At 62.9% G+C, this 13732-nt stretch carries 15 protein-coding genes and 1 pseudogene; 7 read left to right on the plus strand and 9 right to left on the minus strand.

The annotated features are described in order from the left end of the window. Window positions 1–97: 97 nt before the first annotated feature. From D3M59_RS02915 to D3M59_RS02940, 6 genes are all read right to left on the minus strand, one after another. On the minus strand, window positions 98–643 hold the full coding sequence (locus tag D3M59_RS02915) for a L,D-transpeptidase family protein (RefSeq protein WP_119531432.1): 546 nt from the start codon (window positions 641–643) through the stop codon (window positions 98–100). Between the two features lie 97 nt (window positions 644–740). Then, on the minus strand, window positions 741–1736 hold the full coding sequence (locus D3M59_RS02920) for an NADPH:quinone oxidoreductase family protein (protein WP_199662346.1): 996 nt from the start codon (window positions 1734–1736) through the stop codon (window positions 741–743). 10 nt (window positions 1737–1746) lie between these two features. Next, window positions 1747–2028: a hypothetical protein gene (locus D3M59_RS02925; protein WP_119531434.1), complete on the minus strand. Its 282-nt coding sequence runs from the start codon at window positions 2026–2028 to the stop codon at window positions 1747–1749. After that, complete coding sequence (locus D3M59_RS02930; protein WP_119531436.1) at window positions 2025–2684, minus strand: CoA transferase subunit B; 660 nt, start codon at window positions 2682–2684, stop codon at window positions 2025–2027. The genes D3M59_RS02925 and D3M59_RS02930 overlap by 4 nt, the downstream gene beginning before the upstream one ends. Beyond that, the gene (locus D3M59_RS02935) at window positions 2684–3394 is read right to left on the minus strand and encodes a CoA transferase subunit A (protein WP_119531438.1); all 711 of its coding nucleotides are present in this window, start codon (window positions 3392–3394) and stop codon (window positions 2684–2686) included. The genes D3M59_RS02930 and D3M59_RS02935 overlap by 1 nt, the downstream gene beginning before the upstream one ends. A gap of 81 nt (window positions 3395–3475) precedes the next feature. Next, entirely contained in the window at window positions 3476–3778 is a 303-nt protein-coding gene (locus D3M59_RS02940) for an SCP2 sterol-binding domain-containing protein (protein ID WP_119531440.1), read from the minus strand. Window positions 3779–3850: 72 nt separating this feature from the next. On the opposite strand from D3M59_RS02940, the gene D3M59_RS02945 reads away from it, so the two are divergent. Both D3M59_RS02945 and D3M59_RS02950 read left to right on the plus strand, forming a co-directional pair. Further along, complete coding sequence (locus tag D3M59_RS02945) at window positions 3851–5278, plus strand: NAD-dependent succinate-semialdehyde dehydrogenase (protein ID WP_119531442.1); 1428 nt, start codon at window positions 3851–3853, stop codon at window positions 5276–5278. Between the two features lie 84 nt (window positions 5279–5362). Continuing rightward, window positions 5363–7015, plus strand: coding sequence for a thiamine pyrophosphate-binding protein (locus tag D3M59_RS02950; RefSeq protein WP_119531444.1), 1653 nt, complete (start codon window positions 5363–5365; stop codon window positions 7013–7015). Window positions 7016–7248: 233 nt separating this feature from the next. Here D3M59_RS02950 and thiS read toward each other — a convergent pair. Continuing rightward, window positions 7249–8239: pseudogene (thiS, locus tag D3M59_RS02955) on the minus strand (sulfur carrier protein ThiS). Between the two features lie 52 nt (window positions 8240–8291). Between thiS and D3M59_RS02965 the strand changes: the two are divergent. The 5 genes from D3M59_RS02965 (at window position 8292) to D3M59_RS02985 (ending at window position 11707) form a co-directional block, all read left to right on the plus strand. Next, window positions 8292–8732 (plus strand): type II 3-dehydroquinate dehydratase, encoded by a 441-nt coding sequence (locus D3M59_RS02965; protein ID WP_119531450.1) that lies wholly within the window; start codon window positions 8292–8294, stop codon window positions 8730–8732. Window positions 8733–8769: 37 nt separating this feature from the next. Next, a complete protein-coding gene (gene accB, locus D3M59_RS02970; RefSeq protein WP_119531452.1) occupies window positions 8770–9246 on the plus strand; it encodes an acetyl-CoA carboxylase biotin carboxyl carrier protein in 477 nt (158 codons plus the stop codon). A gap of 7 nt (window positions 9247–9253) precedes the next feature. Then, entirely contained in the window at window positions 9254–10600 is a 1347-nt protein-coding gene (gene accC / locus D3M59_RS02975) for an acetyl-CoA carboxylase biotin carboxylase subunit (protein WP_119531454.1), read from the plus strand. Beyond that, window positions 10597–10971, plus strand: a complete 375-nt coding sequence (locus D3M59_RS02980; protein WP_158581932.1) for an energy transducer TonB — start codon at window positions 10597–10599, stop codon at window positions 10969–10971. The genes accC and D3M59_RS02980 overlap by 4 nt, the downstream gene beginning before the upstream one ends. Before the next feature lie 130 nt (window positions 10972–11101). After that, window positions 11102–11707, plus strand: coding sequence for a TonB family protein (locus tag D3M59_RS02985; RefSeq protein ID WP_147416688.1), 606 nt, complete (start codon window positions 11102–11104; stop codon window positions 11705–11707). A gap of 6 nt (window positions 11708–11713) precedes the next feature. Here D3M59_RS02985 and D3M59_RS02990 read toward each other — a convergent pair whose 3' ends face one another. Then, entirely contained in the window at window positions 11714–13051 is a 1338-nt protein-coding gene (locus D3M59_RS02990) for a L,D-transpeptidase family protein (RefSeq protein ID WP_119531460.1), read from the minus strand. Next, the gene (locus tag D3M59_RS12150) at window positions 13051–13608 is read right to left on the minus strand and encodes a glycine zipper domain-containing protein (RefSeq protein WP_199662348.1); all 558 of its coding nucleotides are present in this window, start codon (window positions 13606–13608) and stop codon (window positions 13051–13053) included. Before D3M59_RS12150 ends, D3M59_RS02990 begins: the two co-directional genes overlap by 1 nt. Between the last annotated feature and the right edge of the window lie 124 nt (window positions 13609–13732).

The following is a 13732-nucleotide window of genomic DNA, read 5'->3' on the forward strand; positions in this document are numbered from 1 at the left end:
GGCTGATACAGCGCAGATAGTCGTCCCGCACCCCACAAGCAATGCGGGACCCGAGGCTGTCGCCAAGGGTCCCGCCGGGGAGAACTGGTGGTTCAGGTCAGGCGCCGATCATTACCGTGCTGCCAATTGACGTGGTTTTAAACAACTTGGCAGCAAACTGGGACGGCAACCGGATACAACCATGCGAAGCCGGACGGCCCGGATTGTGCCCAGCGTGGAGCGCGATCCCATATTTATCGAGGCGCTGCATAAACGGCATGGGCGCATTGTCGTACTTGCGGCTGTGGTGCATCCGCTTTTTTTCGAGGATCGGGAAGATGCCCGTCGGCGTATCCTTGCCTTCCTTACCGCTTGAAACCGTCGCAACTCCAACGAGGGTGTCGCCGCGATAGACGTACGCCATCTGGTCGCCGAGGCTCACGATAACACGCGCCTCACCTGACGCCTTGACGTCACGCCACAGATACTGGCCCGGCTTCAACTGCTTGTCGCCGAACGCGTCGTACATGTCCGCGCGCGCCATATAGGCGGCGTCGGTCGCTTCGGCCCGGGCTTCGGGAGTTTCGATAGTCGCAAGGGCGGGGGCAGCCGGCATCGCCAGAGCGAGCGCGCCCGTCGCCAGCACGAAGGCCAGCTTTTTCATTTTTCGTCTCTTTTTTCTAATTGACTTTCACGAAAACAATGCATTCGCAGCCACGGAAGTTCCACGACTCATCGAATAGGATTCGTGATTTTCTCAATCAGATGGTGACGACAACTTTGCCGATGACCTGCCTTGCCGCCATCGCAGCGATAGCCTCGCCGCCCCGTTCCAGCGGATAGGTAGCACTGACTTTAGGACCGATTTTACCTTCGCCCCACAGCCGGAAAAGTTCGGCGACATGGGCGGCATTGGCTTTGGGATCGCGAGCCGCGAAAGCGCCCCAAAAAACTCCGCAGACATCACAGCTTTTCAGCAATGTCAGGTTGAGAGGCAGCTTGGGGATGCCCGCCGGGAAGCCGACCACAAGGTAGCGCCCTTCCCAGGCAATGCTTCGAAGTGCGGGCTCCGCATAGTCCCCGCCGACGGGATCGTAGATGACATTCGCACCTTCAGGTCCGACGGCGTCCTTGAACATTTGCGCTAGCGCCTTCTGCCCATCGCGGTCGAATGGCCCTCGCGGGTAGACGATCGCGGCGTCCGCTCCGGCCGCCCTGGCCGCGCCCGCCTTAGCATCCGAAGATACGGCCGCGACAACCCGGGCGCCTTTGGCCTTGCCCAGTTCGACCGCGGCCAGGCCAACGCCGCCCGCCGCGCCGAGTACCAGCAGCGTATCTCCGGCCTTAAGCCTCCCCCGGTCGTACAGCGCGTGGATCGACGTGGCATAGGTTAACAGTAGTGCCGCCCCGTCCGTGAAGCTCCGATCGCTGGGCAGGCGAATTGCCATCTTGGCCGGAATGACGGTCTTTTCGGCAAGTCCGCCATGACCGGGCACTGCAATCAGCCGGTCGCCCGCCTTCCAGCCAGTGACGCCCTCGCCGACCGCCTCGACTTCGCCCGCGACCTCGCCGCCAGGCGCGAAGGGTCGCGTCGGCTTGAACTGATATTTATCCTCGATGATCAACACATCGGGATAATTGATCGCGGCCGCCCGCACGCGCACCAGAAGCTCGCCCGGCCCTGCCACGGGGTCAGGGATGTCGGCTAGGCGGAGCATTTCCGGCCCGCCAGGTTCATGCGACAGCAGCGCCTTCATCCACCACTCCTCATCTTATACCCCGGGCATGCGCGTCAGCGACGACATCCGCCGCAGTCAGGCCATGGTACAGGTTTCGCGCGGTCTCCTCGGGATCCCGGTCGGCAAAGCGCCGGCCGCCCACCGTGCGAAGCGCGGCGTCGAACGTCAGCCGGTCCTTAATGGACAGGTCGCGACGTGCCTTTTCGGTCGTTGCCGCAAAGGATTCCGGACTCGAACCGTCGATGATTGTGGGCGACTGCTGACAGGCGGCCAGCGCCGCGGCGATCAGCAAAACCGCCCCTCGTATCATTCGACGTATTGCGCCGACGTCTTGGAACGAACTTCTTCGGCCGATACGCCCGGTGCCATCTCGACCAGCTTGAATGGCGAGTTATGATCGGGCCGCTCGAACACCGCCAAGTCGGTGATGATCATGTCGACAACGTTCTTGCCGGTCAGCGGCAGGGTGCACTCCGGGATGAATTTAGGATCGCCGTTCTTGGAGACATGCTCCATAACGACAATGATCCGCTTGACGCCGGCGACGAGGTCCATCGCGCCGCCCATGCCCTTGATCATCTTGCCCGGCACCATCCAGTTCGCCAGGTCGCCCTTTTCACTGACTTCCATCCCGCCGAGCACAGCCAGGTCGATATGACCGCCGCGGATCATCGCAAAGCTGTCGGCGGAGCTGAAATAGCTGGTCTGCGGCAACTGGCTAATCGTCTGCTTGCCGGCGTTGATCAGGTCGGGATCTACTTCGTCGGCATAGGGGAACGGGCCGATGCCCAGCATCCCGTTTTCGCTCTGAAGCGTGACAGTCATGCCCGCGGGCACGTTGTTGGCGACAAGCGTCGGAATGCCGATGCCCAGGTTGACGTAATAGCCGTCGCGAAGCTCCCTCGCCGCGCGCGCCGCCATTTGGTTACGGTCCCAGCCGTTGGTCAAATGATCGTGGGCGGTCATCAGGCGGATTCCCTTTCGCGGGTCGTCACGAACTCGATCTTCTTATCGTACGGCGCGCCGCAGGTCAGGCGCTTCACATAAATCGACGGCAAATGGATGCAGTCGGGATCGAGGCTTCCGACCGGAACGATCTCCTCGACCTCCGCGACACAGATCTTGCCGCTGGTTGCCGCCGGCTGGTTGAAGTTGCGGGCAGTCTTTCGGAAGATGAGGTTGCCGCTTTCGTCGGCTTTCCAGCCCTTGATAATTGCGAGGTCGGCGCGGATTCCGCGCTCCAAAATATAGTCTTCTCCGTCAAAGCTTTTCACTTCTTTGCCCTCGGCCACCTGCGTACCGACACCGGTTTTGGTGTAGAAACCCGGAATTCCAGCACCGCCCGCGCGCATGCGTTCCGCCAAGGTGCCCTGCGGGCAGAATTCGACCTCCAACTCGCCGGCCAGATATTGGCGTTCAAATTCCTTATTCTCGCCCACGTAGGACGAGATCATCTTCTTGACCTGCCGAGTGCGCAGCAGCTTGCCCAGACCCTCATTGTCGATCCCGGCGTTGTTGGACGCGATGGTCAAATTCTTGACCCCGCTTGCCTGGATTGCGTCGATCAGCCGCTCTGGGATGCCGCAAAGGCCGAACCCGCCCGCAGATATCGTCATTCCATCGAACAGCAGGCCTTCAAGCGCGCTTGCCGCATCGGGATAGATTTTCTTGGCCATATCCTCTCCTCGAGCGCCGCGTAGGTAAAGTTGAACCAACTTTCAACTTCGCCGGCTTTTCACGCGGCGCGGCGCGGCGACTCAGGAGCGTAGCTTGCTCAGCACGCTCTGCAGCTGCATCGCGTTGGACATATCGCCCTCGACCTTCAGCTTGCCGGTCATAAACGCAGTCATGCCGTCCAGCTGGCCGCTAGAAAGCGCCTGCCAATCGTCCCAGCTGACCTTGATTGTGGTATCGGCCGCTCCGCCACTCTCGCTGACCAGGCTGTTGGTGCCGTCCAGTAGGATCGCGCCCTCGTCGCCGCCGAAATCGATCTTGACACTCTTGCCCGGAAGCCAGGCTCCCGCATCCTGCATCTTCGCGACCAGTTCCGACTTCGTCATGGCATTTCTCCTCTTCGTCGATGGCCTAGCGGCCAGTTGCGGGCGCATCAAGGGAGGCCTATCTGCTCCACCATGAGCTACGACACCGACCTCCAGCTATTCATCGACGGCGTGTGGAAAAGCGGCGAAGGTCGCGACGCGCATACGGTTGTCAACCCGGTCACCGCCAGCGGCATTGCCGAAGTGCCCTACGCGAGCCAAAGCGACCTCGAAGAGGCTCTCGCGGCCGCCCAGCGAGCATGGCCGGTATGGCGCTCCACTGATGTCGAAAAGCGCAGCGCGACCCTGCACAAGGTCGCGTCGCTTCTGCGCGAGCGTTCCGAACATATCGGTGCCATCCTGACGCAAGAGCAAGGCAAGATCCTGGCCGAGGCCAAGGCCGAAGTCGCCGGATCCGCTCAGCTGTTCGACTGGTATGCGGAGGAGATCAAGCGTGACTATGGCCGGACGCTGGTGCGCCCGGCGGGCCAGCTGTCGCGGGTCATCCGCCAGCCCGTCGGACCGGTCGCGACCTTCACGCCGTGGAACTTCCCGATTTACCTGCTCGCCAAAAAGGTCGCAGCGGCCCTTGCCGCCGGCTGCCCCGTCATTTCCCGGCCGCCGCATGAAACTCCGGGTTGCGCAACCGAGATGTTCCGCGCGCTCGCCGACGCCGGCATTCCAAAAGGCGTCGCTCAGCTCGTCCATGGGGATGCGGACCTTATTAGTCGGACGCTGATCGGCTCGCAGGAAATTCGCAAGGTCAGCTTCACTGGCTCGACCCCAGTCGGAAAACACCTGATGCGCCTTGCCGCCGATTCCATGACCCGGATCACAATGGAACTTGGCGGCCATGCGCCGGTGCTCATCTTCGACGATTGCGACCTCGAAAAGACGTTGGACATGGTGGTGCCGCAGAAATTCCGGAACGCCGGTCAGGTCTGCGTTTCGCCGACGCGGTTCTACGTGCAGGAGTCCATTTACCAGCCATTCCTCAAGGGGTTCGCCGAACGTACCGCCAAGGTGAAGGTCGGTAACGGCTTGGAAGCCGACACGAAGATGGGGCCGCTCGCCAATGAGCGCCGTCCCGAAGCGATCGGCGCTTTGATTGAAGATGCAGCGGCAAAGGGCGCGCGCGTGCTGGCCGGTGGACATCGCGGCAACCAAGGCTTTTTTTTCGAGCCGACACTGCTGGCCGACGTCACCAACGAAGCGAAAATCATGAACGAGGAGCCGTTCGGACCGGTCGCCGTGACCCGTTCCTTTGCGAGCTTCGATGAGGTGATCGAGCAGGCCAACCGCCTACCCTTCGGCCTCGCCGCCTTCGCCTTTACCGAAAATGGCCGCCGGGCCAACTTGATCGGTGACTTGGTTGAAAGCGGCATGGTCGGCATCAACACCTTTGCCATTTCGGTGGCCGATGCGCCATTCGGCGGCGTGAAGGACAGTGGCTTCGGAAGCGAAGGCGGGAAGGAAGGGCTGGAAAGCTATCAGGTGGTGAAGGCCATCCACCAGGCTTGAACTAGCGACGTCCTGTGCGATGAGGAGCGCCCCTCCCAAAAGGCGGGGTGACGGCGCAACACAGCGCGGGTAGAGCGCTGTTTCATGACGACACGAACCGGCGGCCAAATCCTTGTCGACCAGCTCAAGATCCAGGGCTGCGACCGCATTTTCACCGTTCCAGGCGAAAGCTTCCTTGCCGTACTCGACGCGCTTCATGACGCGCCGGAAATCGACTTGGTTGTTTGCCGGCAAGAGGGCGGCGTCAGCTACATGGCCGATGCCGACGGGAAGATGACGGGTCGGCCCGGCGTCGCCTTCGTCACCCGCGGTCCCGGCGCGACGAACGCCTCGGCGGGAGTCCACGTCGCCTTCCAAGATTCGACGCCGATGATCATGTTCGTCGGGGATCTTGATCGCGCCGATCGCGACCGCGAGGGGTTTCAGGAAATCGACATGGCGGCCTTCTTCGGACCGATCGCGAAATGGGCGGCCCGGATCGACGATGCGCGCCGCATTCCCGAATATGTCGCGCGCGCTTGGCGGGTCGCGACATCGGGACGGCCCGGGCCGGTAGTTGTCGCCATTCCCGAGGACATGCTGCGTGACGAGGTCGAGGCGGTAGATCGCCCCCCGATTCCGCCGATCAATCAGCCGCCCTGTGCAGGTGCGATGGAGGCGATGTTCGGCCTGCTGAAGGAAGCGACAAATCCGGTGGCAATTATCGGGGGTGCTGGCTGGAATCCGGCTGCGGCGCATCATTTCGAAACTTTCGCGGCGCGTTACGGCGTTCCCGTCGCCGCCGCGTTCCGCCGGCAGGACGCCATCGACAATAGCTGCCGCGTCTATGCGGGACAGTTAGGCTACGGCCCCAATCCGAAACTGCAGCAGCGCATCCGAGAGGCGGACCTGCTGCTCGTCGTCGGCGCGCGCCTAGGCGAGTCGACGACCGACGGCTACAAGCTCATCACGCCGGACCACCCCGACCAGCTGCTGGTACACATCCATCCCGACCCCAACGAACTTGGCCGGGTTTTCAAGGCGGATCTGCCGATCTGTGCGGAAATGGACGAATTCGCAGAGATCGCGGCTGACTGGCACGACCCCGAGTTGTTGCCGTTCAAGGCCGGCGAAGAAGCGCACCGCGAGTGGCTTGAGTGGAGCGAGCCCAAGGCGCGCGATGGCGTCGACCTTGACCTAGGACCATGCGTCAAGGCGATGCGCGATGCCCTTCCTGCCAACACCATAATCTGCAACGGCGCTGGCAACTTTTCGGGCTGGTGGCACCGCTACTGGCACTATGGCGTAATGCCGACCCAGTTGGCGCCTACGTCCGGCACCATGGGCTACGGCTTGCCAGCTGCCGTTGCCGCGGCGCTTAGATTCAAAGATCGTCCCGTCGTCTGCGTTGCCGGCGACGGCGATTTCCTGATGAACGGCCAGGAACTGGCAACTGCAGTACAGCAAGGCGCAGACTTGCTCGTCATCATCGTCGACAATGGCGCTTACGGCACAATCCGCATGCACCAGGAACGCGACTACCCGCAGCGCGTGAGCGGAACCGGCCTAGCCAATCCGGACTTCGTGAAGCTAGCGGAAGCATTCGGCGGCTGGGCCAGTCGGGTCGATTTCACCGCTGAATTCGCGCCTGCGTTAGATGCGGCCATGCAGCGCAAGGGGGTTCGCCTGCTCCACTGCGTCACGGATGTCGAAGTCATCACGAACCAGACGACGATTTCCGCCCTTCACGCAAGATAAGCGGCCCGCTTTTTTTGGGGCGGGGGCGATCATAGCCGAATACCTCGCGCCAGCGCCCGTCACCGCGCCCGCAGGGGTCTGAAAACAGCGGGTGTAGGAGGTCGGGCGCGTCGGTAAAGCGGCCCTTTCCTTCCGACGTGCCGGCGTCCGATTTCCTGTCGTTTGACATGGATAGGGAACGAACGGCGGCAGCGATTTGCTTCCCGCCCGTCCAAAACGGACCAAGTTCTGGCCTAGATCAGGCCTGCCAGCGGGCTGGACGGGTCGGCATAGCGCCGCTTCTGCATTCGTCCGGCGAGGTAGGCCAGGCGGCCGCTTTCGACCGCCAGCTTCATCGCGCGCGCCATCATCACCGGATCCTTCGCTTCTGCGATCGCCGTGTTCATCAGGACGCCGTCGCAGCCCAATTCCATTGCAACCGCCGCATCGCTTGCCGTGCCAACGCCGGCATCGACCAGCACCGGAACCTTCGCACCCTCGACGATCAGCCGGATGGTAACTTGGTTCTGCAGTCCCAGACCGGATCCGATAGGCGCGCCGAGGGGCATGATTGCGACGGCGCCCGCATCTTCGAGCTGCTTCGACGCAATGGGATCGTCGGTGCAGTATACCATCGGCAGGAACCCCTCATTGGCCAGCACTTCGGTGGCGCGGAGGGTTTCCTTCATGTTGGGGTAAAGCGTTTTCGCTTCGCCGAGGACTTCCAGCTTCACCAGGTCCCAGCCGCCAGCCTCGCGTGCGAGCCGGAGTGTGCGGATCGCATCCTCAGCCGTAAAACAACCCGCCGTGTTGGGAAGATAGGTCACCCTTCTCGGGTCGATGTAATCCATCAGAACGGGCTGCGAGGGATCAGAGATATTCACCCGCCTCACCGCAACAGTGACGATCTCGGCGCCCGACGCCTCGACGGCGGCCGCGTTCTGCTCGAAATTCTTATATTTCCCCGTGCCGACGATCAGCCGCGACGTGAAGGTGCGGCCAGCCACGGTCCAACTGTCGGTCAACTCAACCCCCGCCTACGAAATGAACGATTTCGAAACTGTCGCCGTCCTCGACGATAACCTGCGCGAAGGTCGACCGCGGGACGATTTCCAGATTGCGCTCAACCGCGACGCGCAGCGGGTCGAGCCCGACCTCGGCGATCAGCTGGGCCAGCGTCGTGCCATGCTGCACGCGACGCTGTTCGCCGTTGATGGTGACGCCTGCAGTGCCGTCTAGGCTCATGGCTCATGCTTTCGCTTCACGGATGAACTTGGGGCCCATATAGGGGCTCTCTATGGCGACGCCACCGCTGATCTTCGTTTTGAACGGCCCGAACCTCAATCTCCTCGGCACTCGGGAACCGGAAATCTACGGCAGCGACACGCTCGACGAAATTAGTGCGCGGATGGTCGAGCAGGCAGACAGGCTCGGGGTCGAGCTCGATATTCGCCAGTCCAACCATGAAGGTCACCTCATTGACTGGCTTCATGAAGCGCAGGCGCGCGGGGCGAAGGCCGTCATCATCAACCCCGGCGGCTACAGCCACACTTCGGTCGCCCTGCACGATGCGGTCAAATCGATCTCGACGCCGGTGATCGAAGTGCATCTGAGCGATCCGGAACGGCGGGAGAGCTTTCGTCACACTGACCTGGTCGCATTAGCTGCCTCGCACGTAATCAAGGGCCAAGGCGCTAAAGGATATTTGTCAGCACTGGACGCGGCGGCCCGGCTCTGACAGGGAGCGCCGCTACGTCAATTAAGGGTTTTTGAGCATGGCCGATCAAAAGGAACAGCAGCCGATGCGCGTCGACACGGCGCTCGTGAAGGAGCTCGCCGAGCTGCTGTCCGCCAATGAATTGACCGAGATTGAGGTCGAGGACGGTGACCGCAAGATCAAGGTGAAGCGCGAAGGCGCTCCCGTCATGGCCTATGCACCCGCGTCCGCCCATGCCGCACCATCTGCCCTGGCGGCGGCGCCTGTTGCTTCGGCCGAGCCGGCCGCCGTTGCGGCGCCGATAGATGCCATCAAATCGCCGATGGTCGGCACCGCCTATCTGTCACCCGAGCCTGGTGCCAAGCCATTCGTCGCGCCGGGCCAATCGGTGAAGGCCGGCGACACACTGCTCATCATCGAAGCGATGAAGGTGATGAATCCGATCACCGCACCCAAGGGCGGCAAGGTCGCGCAGATCCTCATCGGCGATGCCCAGCCGGTCGAGTTCGACCAGCCACTCGTCGTCATCGAGTAGGCGCGGCGTGGCTATCCAGAAACTCCTGATCGCCAATCGCGGCGAGATCGCCCTGCGCATCCACCGCGCCTGCCATGAAATGGGTATCAAGACCGTCGCCGTCCATTCGACCGCCGACGCCGACGCGATGCATGTCCGGCTGGCCGACGAAGCCGTCTGCATAGGCCCACCGCCGGCCAAGGACAGCTACCTCAACATCGCCAACATCATTTCGGCCGCTGAAATCACCCACGCCGACGCGGTCCATCCCGGCTACGGGTTTCTCAGCGAAAACGCGCAGTTCGCGGAGATCGTCGAAAGCCACAACCTCATCTGGGTCGGCCCGAAACCTGAGCATATCCGCATCATGGGCGACAAGGTGGAGGCAAAGCGCACCGCAGCAAAACTCGGCCTGCCGTTGGTTCCGGGCTCGCCCGGCCCCCTCTCGAGCTTTAGCGAGGCTAAGGCGATTGCAGCGGAAATCGGCTATCCCGTGCTAATCAAGGCCGCATCGGGCGGCGGCGGACGGGGCATGAAAGTCGTTCCGTCTGAAGACCAGCTGGAAAGCCTCATGGGCCAAGCCTCGTCGGAGGCGAAGGCCGCATTCGGCGATGCCACCGTCTACATGGAAAAATATCTCGGCGACCCCCGGCACATCGAATATCAGGTATTCGGTGATGGCAAGGGCGCCGCGGTGCACATCGGCGAGCGCGATTGCTCAATCCAGCGCCGCCACCAGAAGGTGATCGAGGAGGCCCCCTCGCCCGTCATCTCGCCGGACCAGCGCGCAGAGATGGGCGGCATCGTCGCCAAGGCGATGGCCGACATGGGCTATCGGGGCGCAGGGACTATCGAGTTCCTGTACGAGAATGGCGAATTCTACTTCATCGAGATGAACACCCGCCTCCAGGTGGAGCATCCGGTTACCGAGATGATCAGTGGCATCGACCTCGTCCGCGAGCAGATTCGTGTTGCGCAGGGAGACGGCCTCGGCGTGAAGCAGGAAGACATCAGGCTTCACGGCCATGCCATCGAATGCCGGATCAATGCCGAGGATCCGCAAACCTTCGCGCCGTCGCCAGGCGTGGTGAAGAACTATGTAGCGCCGGGTGGCATGCACGTCCGCGTCGATAGTGGGCTCTACGCCGGCTATCGGGTGCCGCCCTATTACGACAGCATGATCGGCAAGCTGATCGTCTATGGCACGAACCGCGAAAACTGCATCCGCCGTCTGAAGCGTGCTCTGGAGGAGTTCGTCGTCGACGGGATGAAGACCACCGTGCCCCTTCACCAGCAGATCATCGAAACCGACGCATTCAAAAGTGGCGACTATACGATCAAGTGGCTGGAAAGCTGGCTGGCGGAAAAGGAGTGATTCTGGCGTTGGCGGCAATCGCGCTCAGTGCACCCGCACCGGCGTCGCCGCCAGCAACCATCAAACCCGCCCGGAAAAAGTCGATCGCGATCCAGCCCCGGATCATTGAGGGATATATCGAGCATCGCGATTATCCACCTGCCGCGCTTCGGCGCGGAGCTCAGGGGGTTACTCGGATCCGCTTCATCATCCGGCCGGACGGCACCGCCCTTGACTGCCAGGTGGTGCAATCCAGCGGCCATTCCGATCTCGACCGGCGGGCCTGCTGGGTCGTGACGACCCGCACGCGCTTTTCGCCCGCCATCGACGTCGATGGACAGCCGACCGAGACTTACGCCATCCTCCCCATCCGCTGGCTGATCGCCCAATAAGCCGCGAACCGCATGGTCCGTCATTCGTTATCGGCCCGTGGCGTACCGTTTCCACCATTCGCAATCAGACCGGGCCAAGGCTATTGGAGCCGTCATCGCCGTACATATTGCCATCGGGACGCTTTTGCTAATGAGACCCGCAGCGCCCCCGGCGGCGGAAAAGCCATCCCCACCTGTACTGCTGGACATAAACCCCCCGCCGCCGCCTCCACCGCCGCGCAGCGAGCCCGGACGCGCTCGCGAGGAGGAAGGTGCCGCCGGGAAGAAGGCCGAGCCAACACCGGTCGTCGCACCTAGGCCGGTCATTCCGGTTCCAGTCAAACCGACCGTTGCCGCAGCGCCGGTACCGGGGACAGGCTCATCGCCGAATGCCGGCGCATCGACTGCAGGCAGCGGCACGGGCGCTGGCGGATCGGGCAGCGGTCGCGGCGGCGGCGGCTCGGGCGGCGGCTTTGAAGGATACACGCCCGCGCGCCTGATCGAAAACGTGCGTCGTAGCGATTACCGAGCGCTGACCGCCGGCCGCTTGTCGAGCGGCGCGGCGATGGTCTCGCTTCGCGTCGATACCGCCGGCCGCGCTACCAATTGCCGGGTCGTGCGATCGAGCGGTGATCCTACCGTTGATGGAGGCCTTTGCCCCCTGCTCGCCCGCCGCCTTCGCTTCCAACCCGCGACCGATAACTTCGCTCGGCCAATCCCCTATTCGCTTGAATATGTCGCGACATGGCGGCTTTGAGCGCGACTAGAAAGCGGCCAACTTGCCCACGCCTTGCATCTCGACCAAGGCGGCCTCGTCGCGCCCGTAAATATCCTCATAAAGGGCAAGCCGTTCGCCATCCGGCAGGGCAGTGAGATAGGCGATGTAGACCGGTACGGGTTCCGGCAAATCGACGCGCTGGTCGGGTTCCGCGCCCTTCGGATTCAGCGTTTTGCCGAACATCCACTTACTCAGGCGCGGGGCATCCTCAAGCCGCACGCAGCCTCCGCTGAACAGCCGCGCATCCTCCTTCAACAATTTCTTGTCTGGCGTATCGTGGAGGTAGACGCCCTGGGTGTTGGGGAACATGAACTTCATCCGGCCCATTGAATTCCCGGGGCCAGGATTCTGGCGCAGCCGAACCTGAATCTTCCCGTCCGCAACGGCCTGCCAGTCGATGGTTGACGGATCGACGACAGCGGCATTCGCGCCCCAGTCGGACAAGAGCACATAGCCATGCTTCTTGAGGTAGCCCAGCCCCTCGCTGACCACATTCGGCGCGATGCGCTCAGCGGCTAGGTCGCTCGGGACCTCCCAATAAGGATTAAGCGCGGCGTAACGGATGTAGGCTGCCATGACCGGTGTCGGATATTTCTGCTTGCCGACGACGACCTTCATTTCGCCGACCACGCGGCCATCGTCCACCATCTGCAGGCGCTGGGCAGCGGCATTGACGAGGATGTAGCGGCCGGAAGCGGGCAGCATCCGCACCCGCTGCATATTAAGCCGTACGAGCGCCTCGGTTTGCCGGTCGCCGCTGTCGATCGCGTTCCGCAAATGCTGCCTCAGGCCGGCATAGGAGGAATGCATATACCCCATGTCGCGCACATAGGCCGCGAGGTCGCCGGCCCGTGCTGCACCAGCCAAGATCATCCCGGCCCCAGTGCGGGGCGCCAGCTGGCCGTCAACCAGCAGCCAGCCTTCTGCCGCATTTGCGCGCAGGCCGGTGACATACCGGGCGAATGCTTCGTTGAATTTGCGGTTGGCCAAACGAATATTGTCGACGTCGCCGGACTCGGCGCGGCGCATGGCGCGCGTCAGGTGTCCGGTGGAAAATTTGGAAGGATTGAGCCCGTCGAGAGCGGAGGTTTCAAGCAGATCGATCAGGGCCTCGGCAGCGCGGGTGTCGCCTTGCGCGAACCAGTCCGGCTTCGCGGCATCGTTAGGGGCCGCAAGGGCGGCTGAAGCGCCAATCGCGGCAGGGGCCGCATGGGCCGGCTGTGCCGTGGCCAGAACAGCCAGGGCAGCAAGCGCAAAACCCGCCGGGCGCACAGGGCGTCCGGCGGGCATGCTGGACCATCCGAAGACGGTCCGGGTCAGCATTAGCCGCGCTCACCAGTGGCCGGCGGGGCCATGGTGTTGCTGGGCGTGTAGCCCTGTGGCGAACCCTGATAGTACTGGCCGTTGTAGACATAACCGTCCGCACGACCGTCACGGTCGTTGTCGGCCCATACCGCGCCGGCCAGGCCGCCGATCGCGGCGCCGACAACCGCGCCCTCGATGATGCCGAGGCCGGGGATCACTGCACCGGCAGCCGCGCCAAGCGCCGCACCGCCGAGAGCGCCCGTCGCCACCCGGCGAAGTGTCGGGTCATAGCCCTGCGGCGTGCCCGAATAGTAATTGCCGTTCTGGACATAGCCGTCAGCATAGCCGTCGCCATTGTTGTCGGCCCAAACCGCGCCGGCGAGACCGCCAACCGCCGCGCCGATCGCGGCGCCTTCAATCACGTTGACGCCCGGAACGACCGCACCGATCGCGGCGCCGCCGGCTGCGCCGACTGCCGCACCCTGGGCGATGTCACCCGCGGTCTCGCTGTTCGTCGCGCAGGCGCTGAGCGAAATGGTTCCGGCGAGTAAAATCGCCACCATCGACTTACGCATAATCTGACTCCCTTTTTGCTTTTCTTCGGACGGACCGTGCCCCAGGACCCGATGCCCCCGGCAGCGGTGCACAATCACGACTCGCCTAACGACGGTCGCGGCAGGAGGTTCCGGCGGCTCAACG

This window comes from Sphingomonas edaphi (genome assembly GCF_003583725.1).
Taxonomy (GTDB): Bacteria; Pseudomonadota; Alphaproteobacteria; order Sphingomonadales; family Sphingomonadaceae; genus Sphingomicrobium; species Sphingomicrobium edaphi.

Excerpts from the sequence above, each read along its gene's own strand:
- D3M59_RS02915 (WP_119531432.1), bottom strand. The coding sequence starts at position 643 with ATGAAAAAGCTGGCCTTCGTGCTGGCGACGGGCGCGCTCGCTCTGGCG.
- D3M59_RS02920 (WP_199662346.1), bottom strand. The coding sequence starts at position 1,736 with ATGAAGGCGCTGCTGTCGCATGAACCTGGCGGGCCGGAAATGCTCCGC.
- D3M59_RS02925 (WP_119531434.1), bottom strand. The coding sequence starts at position 2,028 with ATGATACGAGGGGCGGTTTTGCTGATCGCCGCGGCGCTGGCCGCCTGT.
- D3M59_RS02930 (WP_119531436.1), bottom strand. The coding sequence starts at position 2,684 with ATGACCGCCCACGATCATTTGACCAACGGCTGGGACCGTAACCAAATG.
- D3M59_RS02935 (WP_119531438.1), bottom strand. The coding sequence starts at position 3,394 with ATGGCCAAGAAAATCTATCCCGATGCGGCAAGCGCGCTTGAAGGCCTG.
- D3M59_RS02940 (WP_119531440.1), bottom strand. The coding sequence starts at position 3,778 with ATGACGAAGTCGGAACTGGTCGCGAAGATGCAGGATGCGGGAGCCTGG.
- D3M59_RS02945 (WP_119531442.1), top strand. The coding sequence starts at position 3,851 with ATGAGCTACGACACCGACCTCCAGCTATTCATCGACGGCGTGTGGAAA.
- D3M59_RS02950 (WP_119531444.1), top strand. The coding sequence starts at position 5,363 with ATGACGACACGAACCGGCGGCCAAATCCTTGTCGACCAGCTCAAGATC.
- D3M59_RS02965 (WP_119531450.1), top strand. The coding sequence starts at position 8,292 with ATGGCGACGCCACCGCTGATCTTCGTTTTGAACGGCCCGAACCTCAAT.
- accB (WP_119531452.1), top strand. The coding sequence starts at position 8,770 with ATGGCCGATCAAAAGGAACAGCAGCCGATGCGCGTCGACACGGCGCTC.
- D3M59_RS02985 (WP_147416688.1), top strand. The coding sequence starts at position 11,102 with ATGAGACCCGCAGCGCCCCCGGCGGCGGAAAAGCCATCCCCACCTGTA.
- D3M59_RS02990 (WP_119531460.1), bottom strand. The coding sequence starts at position 13,051 with ATGCTGACCCGGACCGTCTTCGGATGGTCCAGCATGCCCGCCGGACGC.
- D3M59_RS12150 (WP_199662348.1), bottom strand. The coding sequence starts at position 13,608 with ATGCGTAAGTCGATGGTGGCGATTTTACTCGCCGGAACCATTTCGCTC.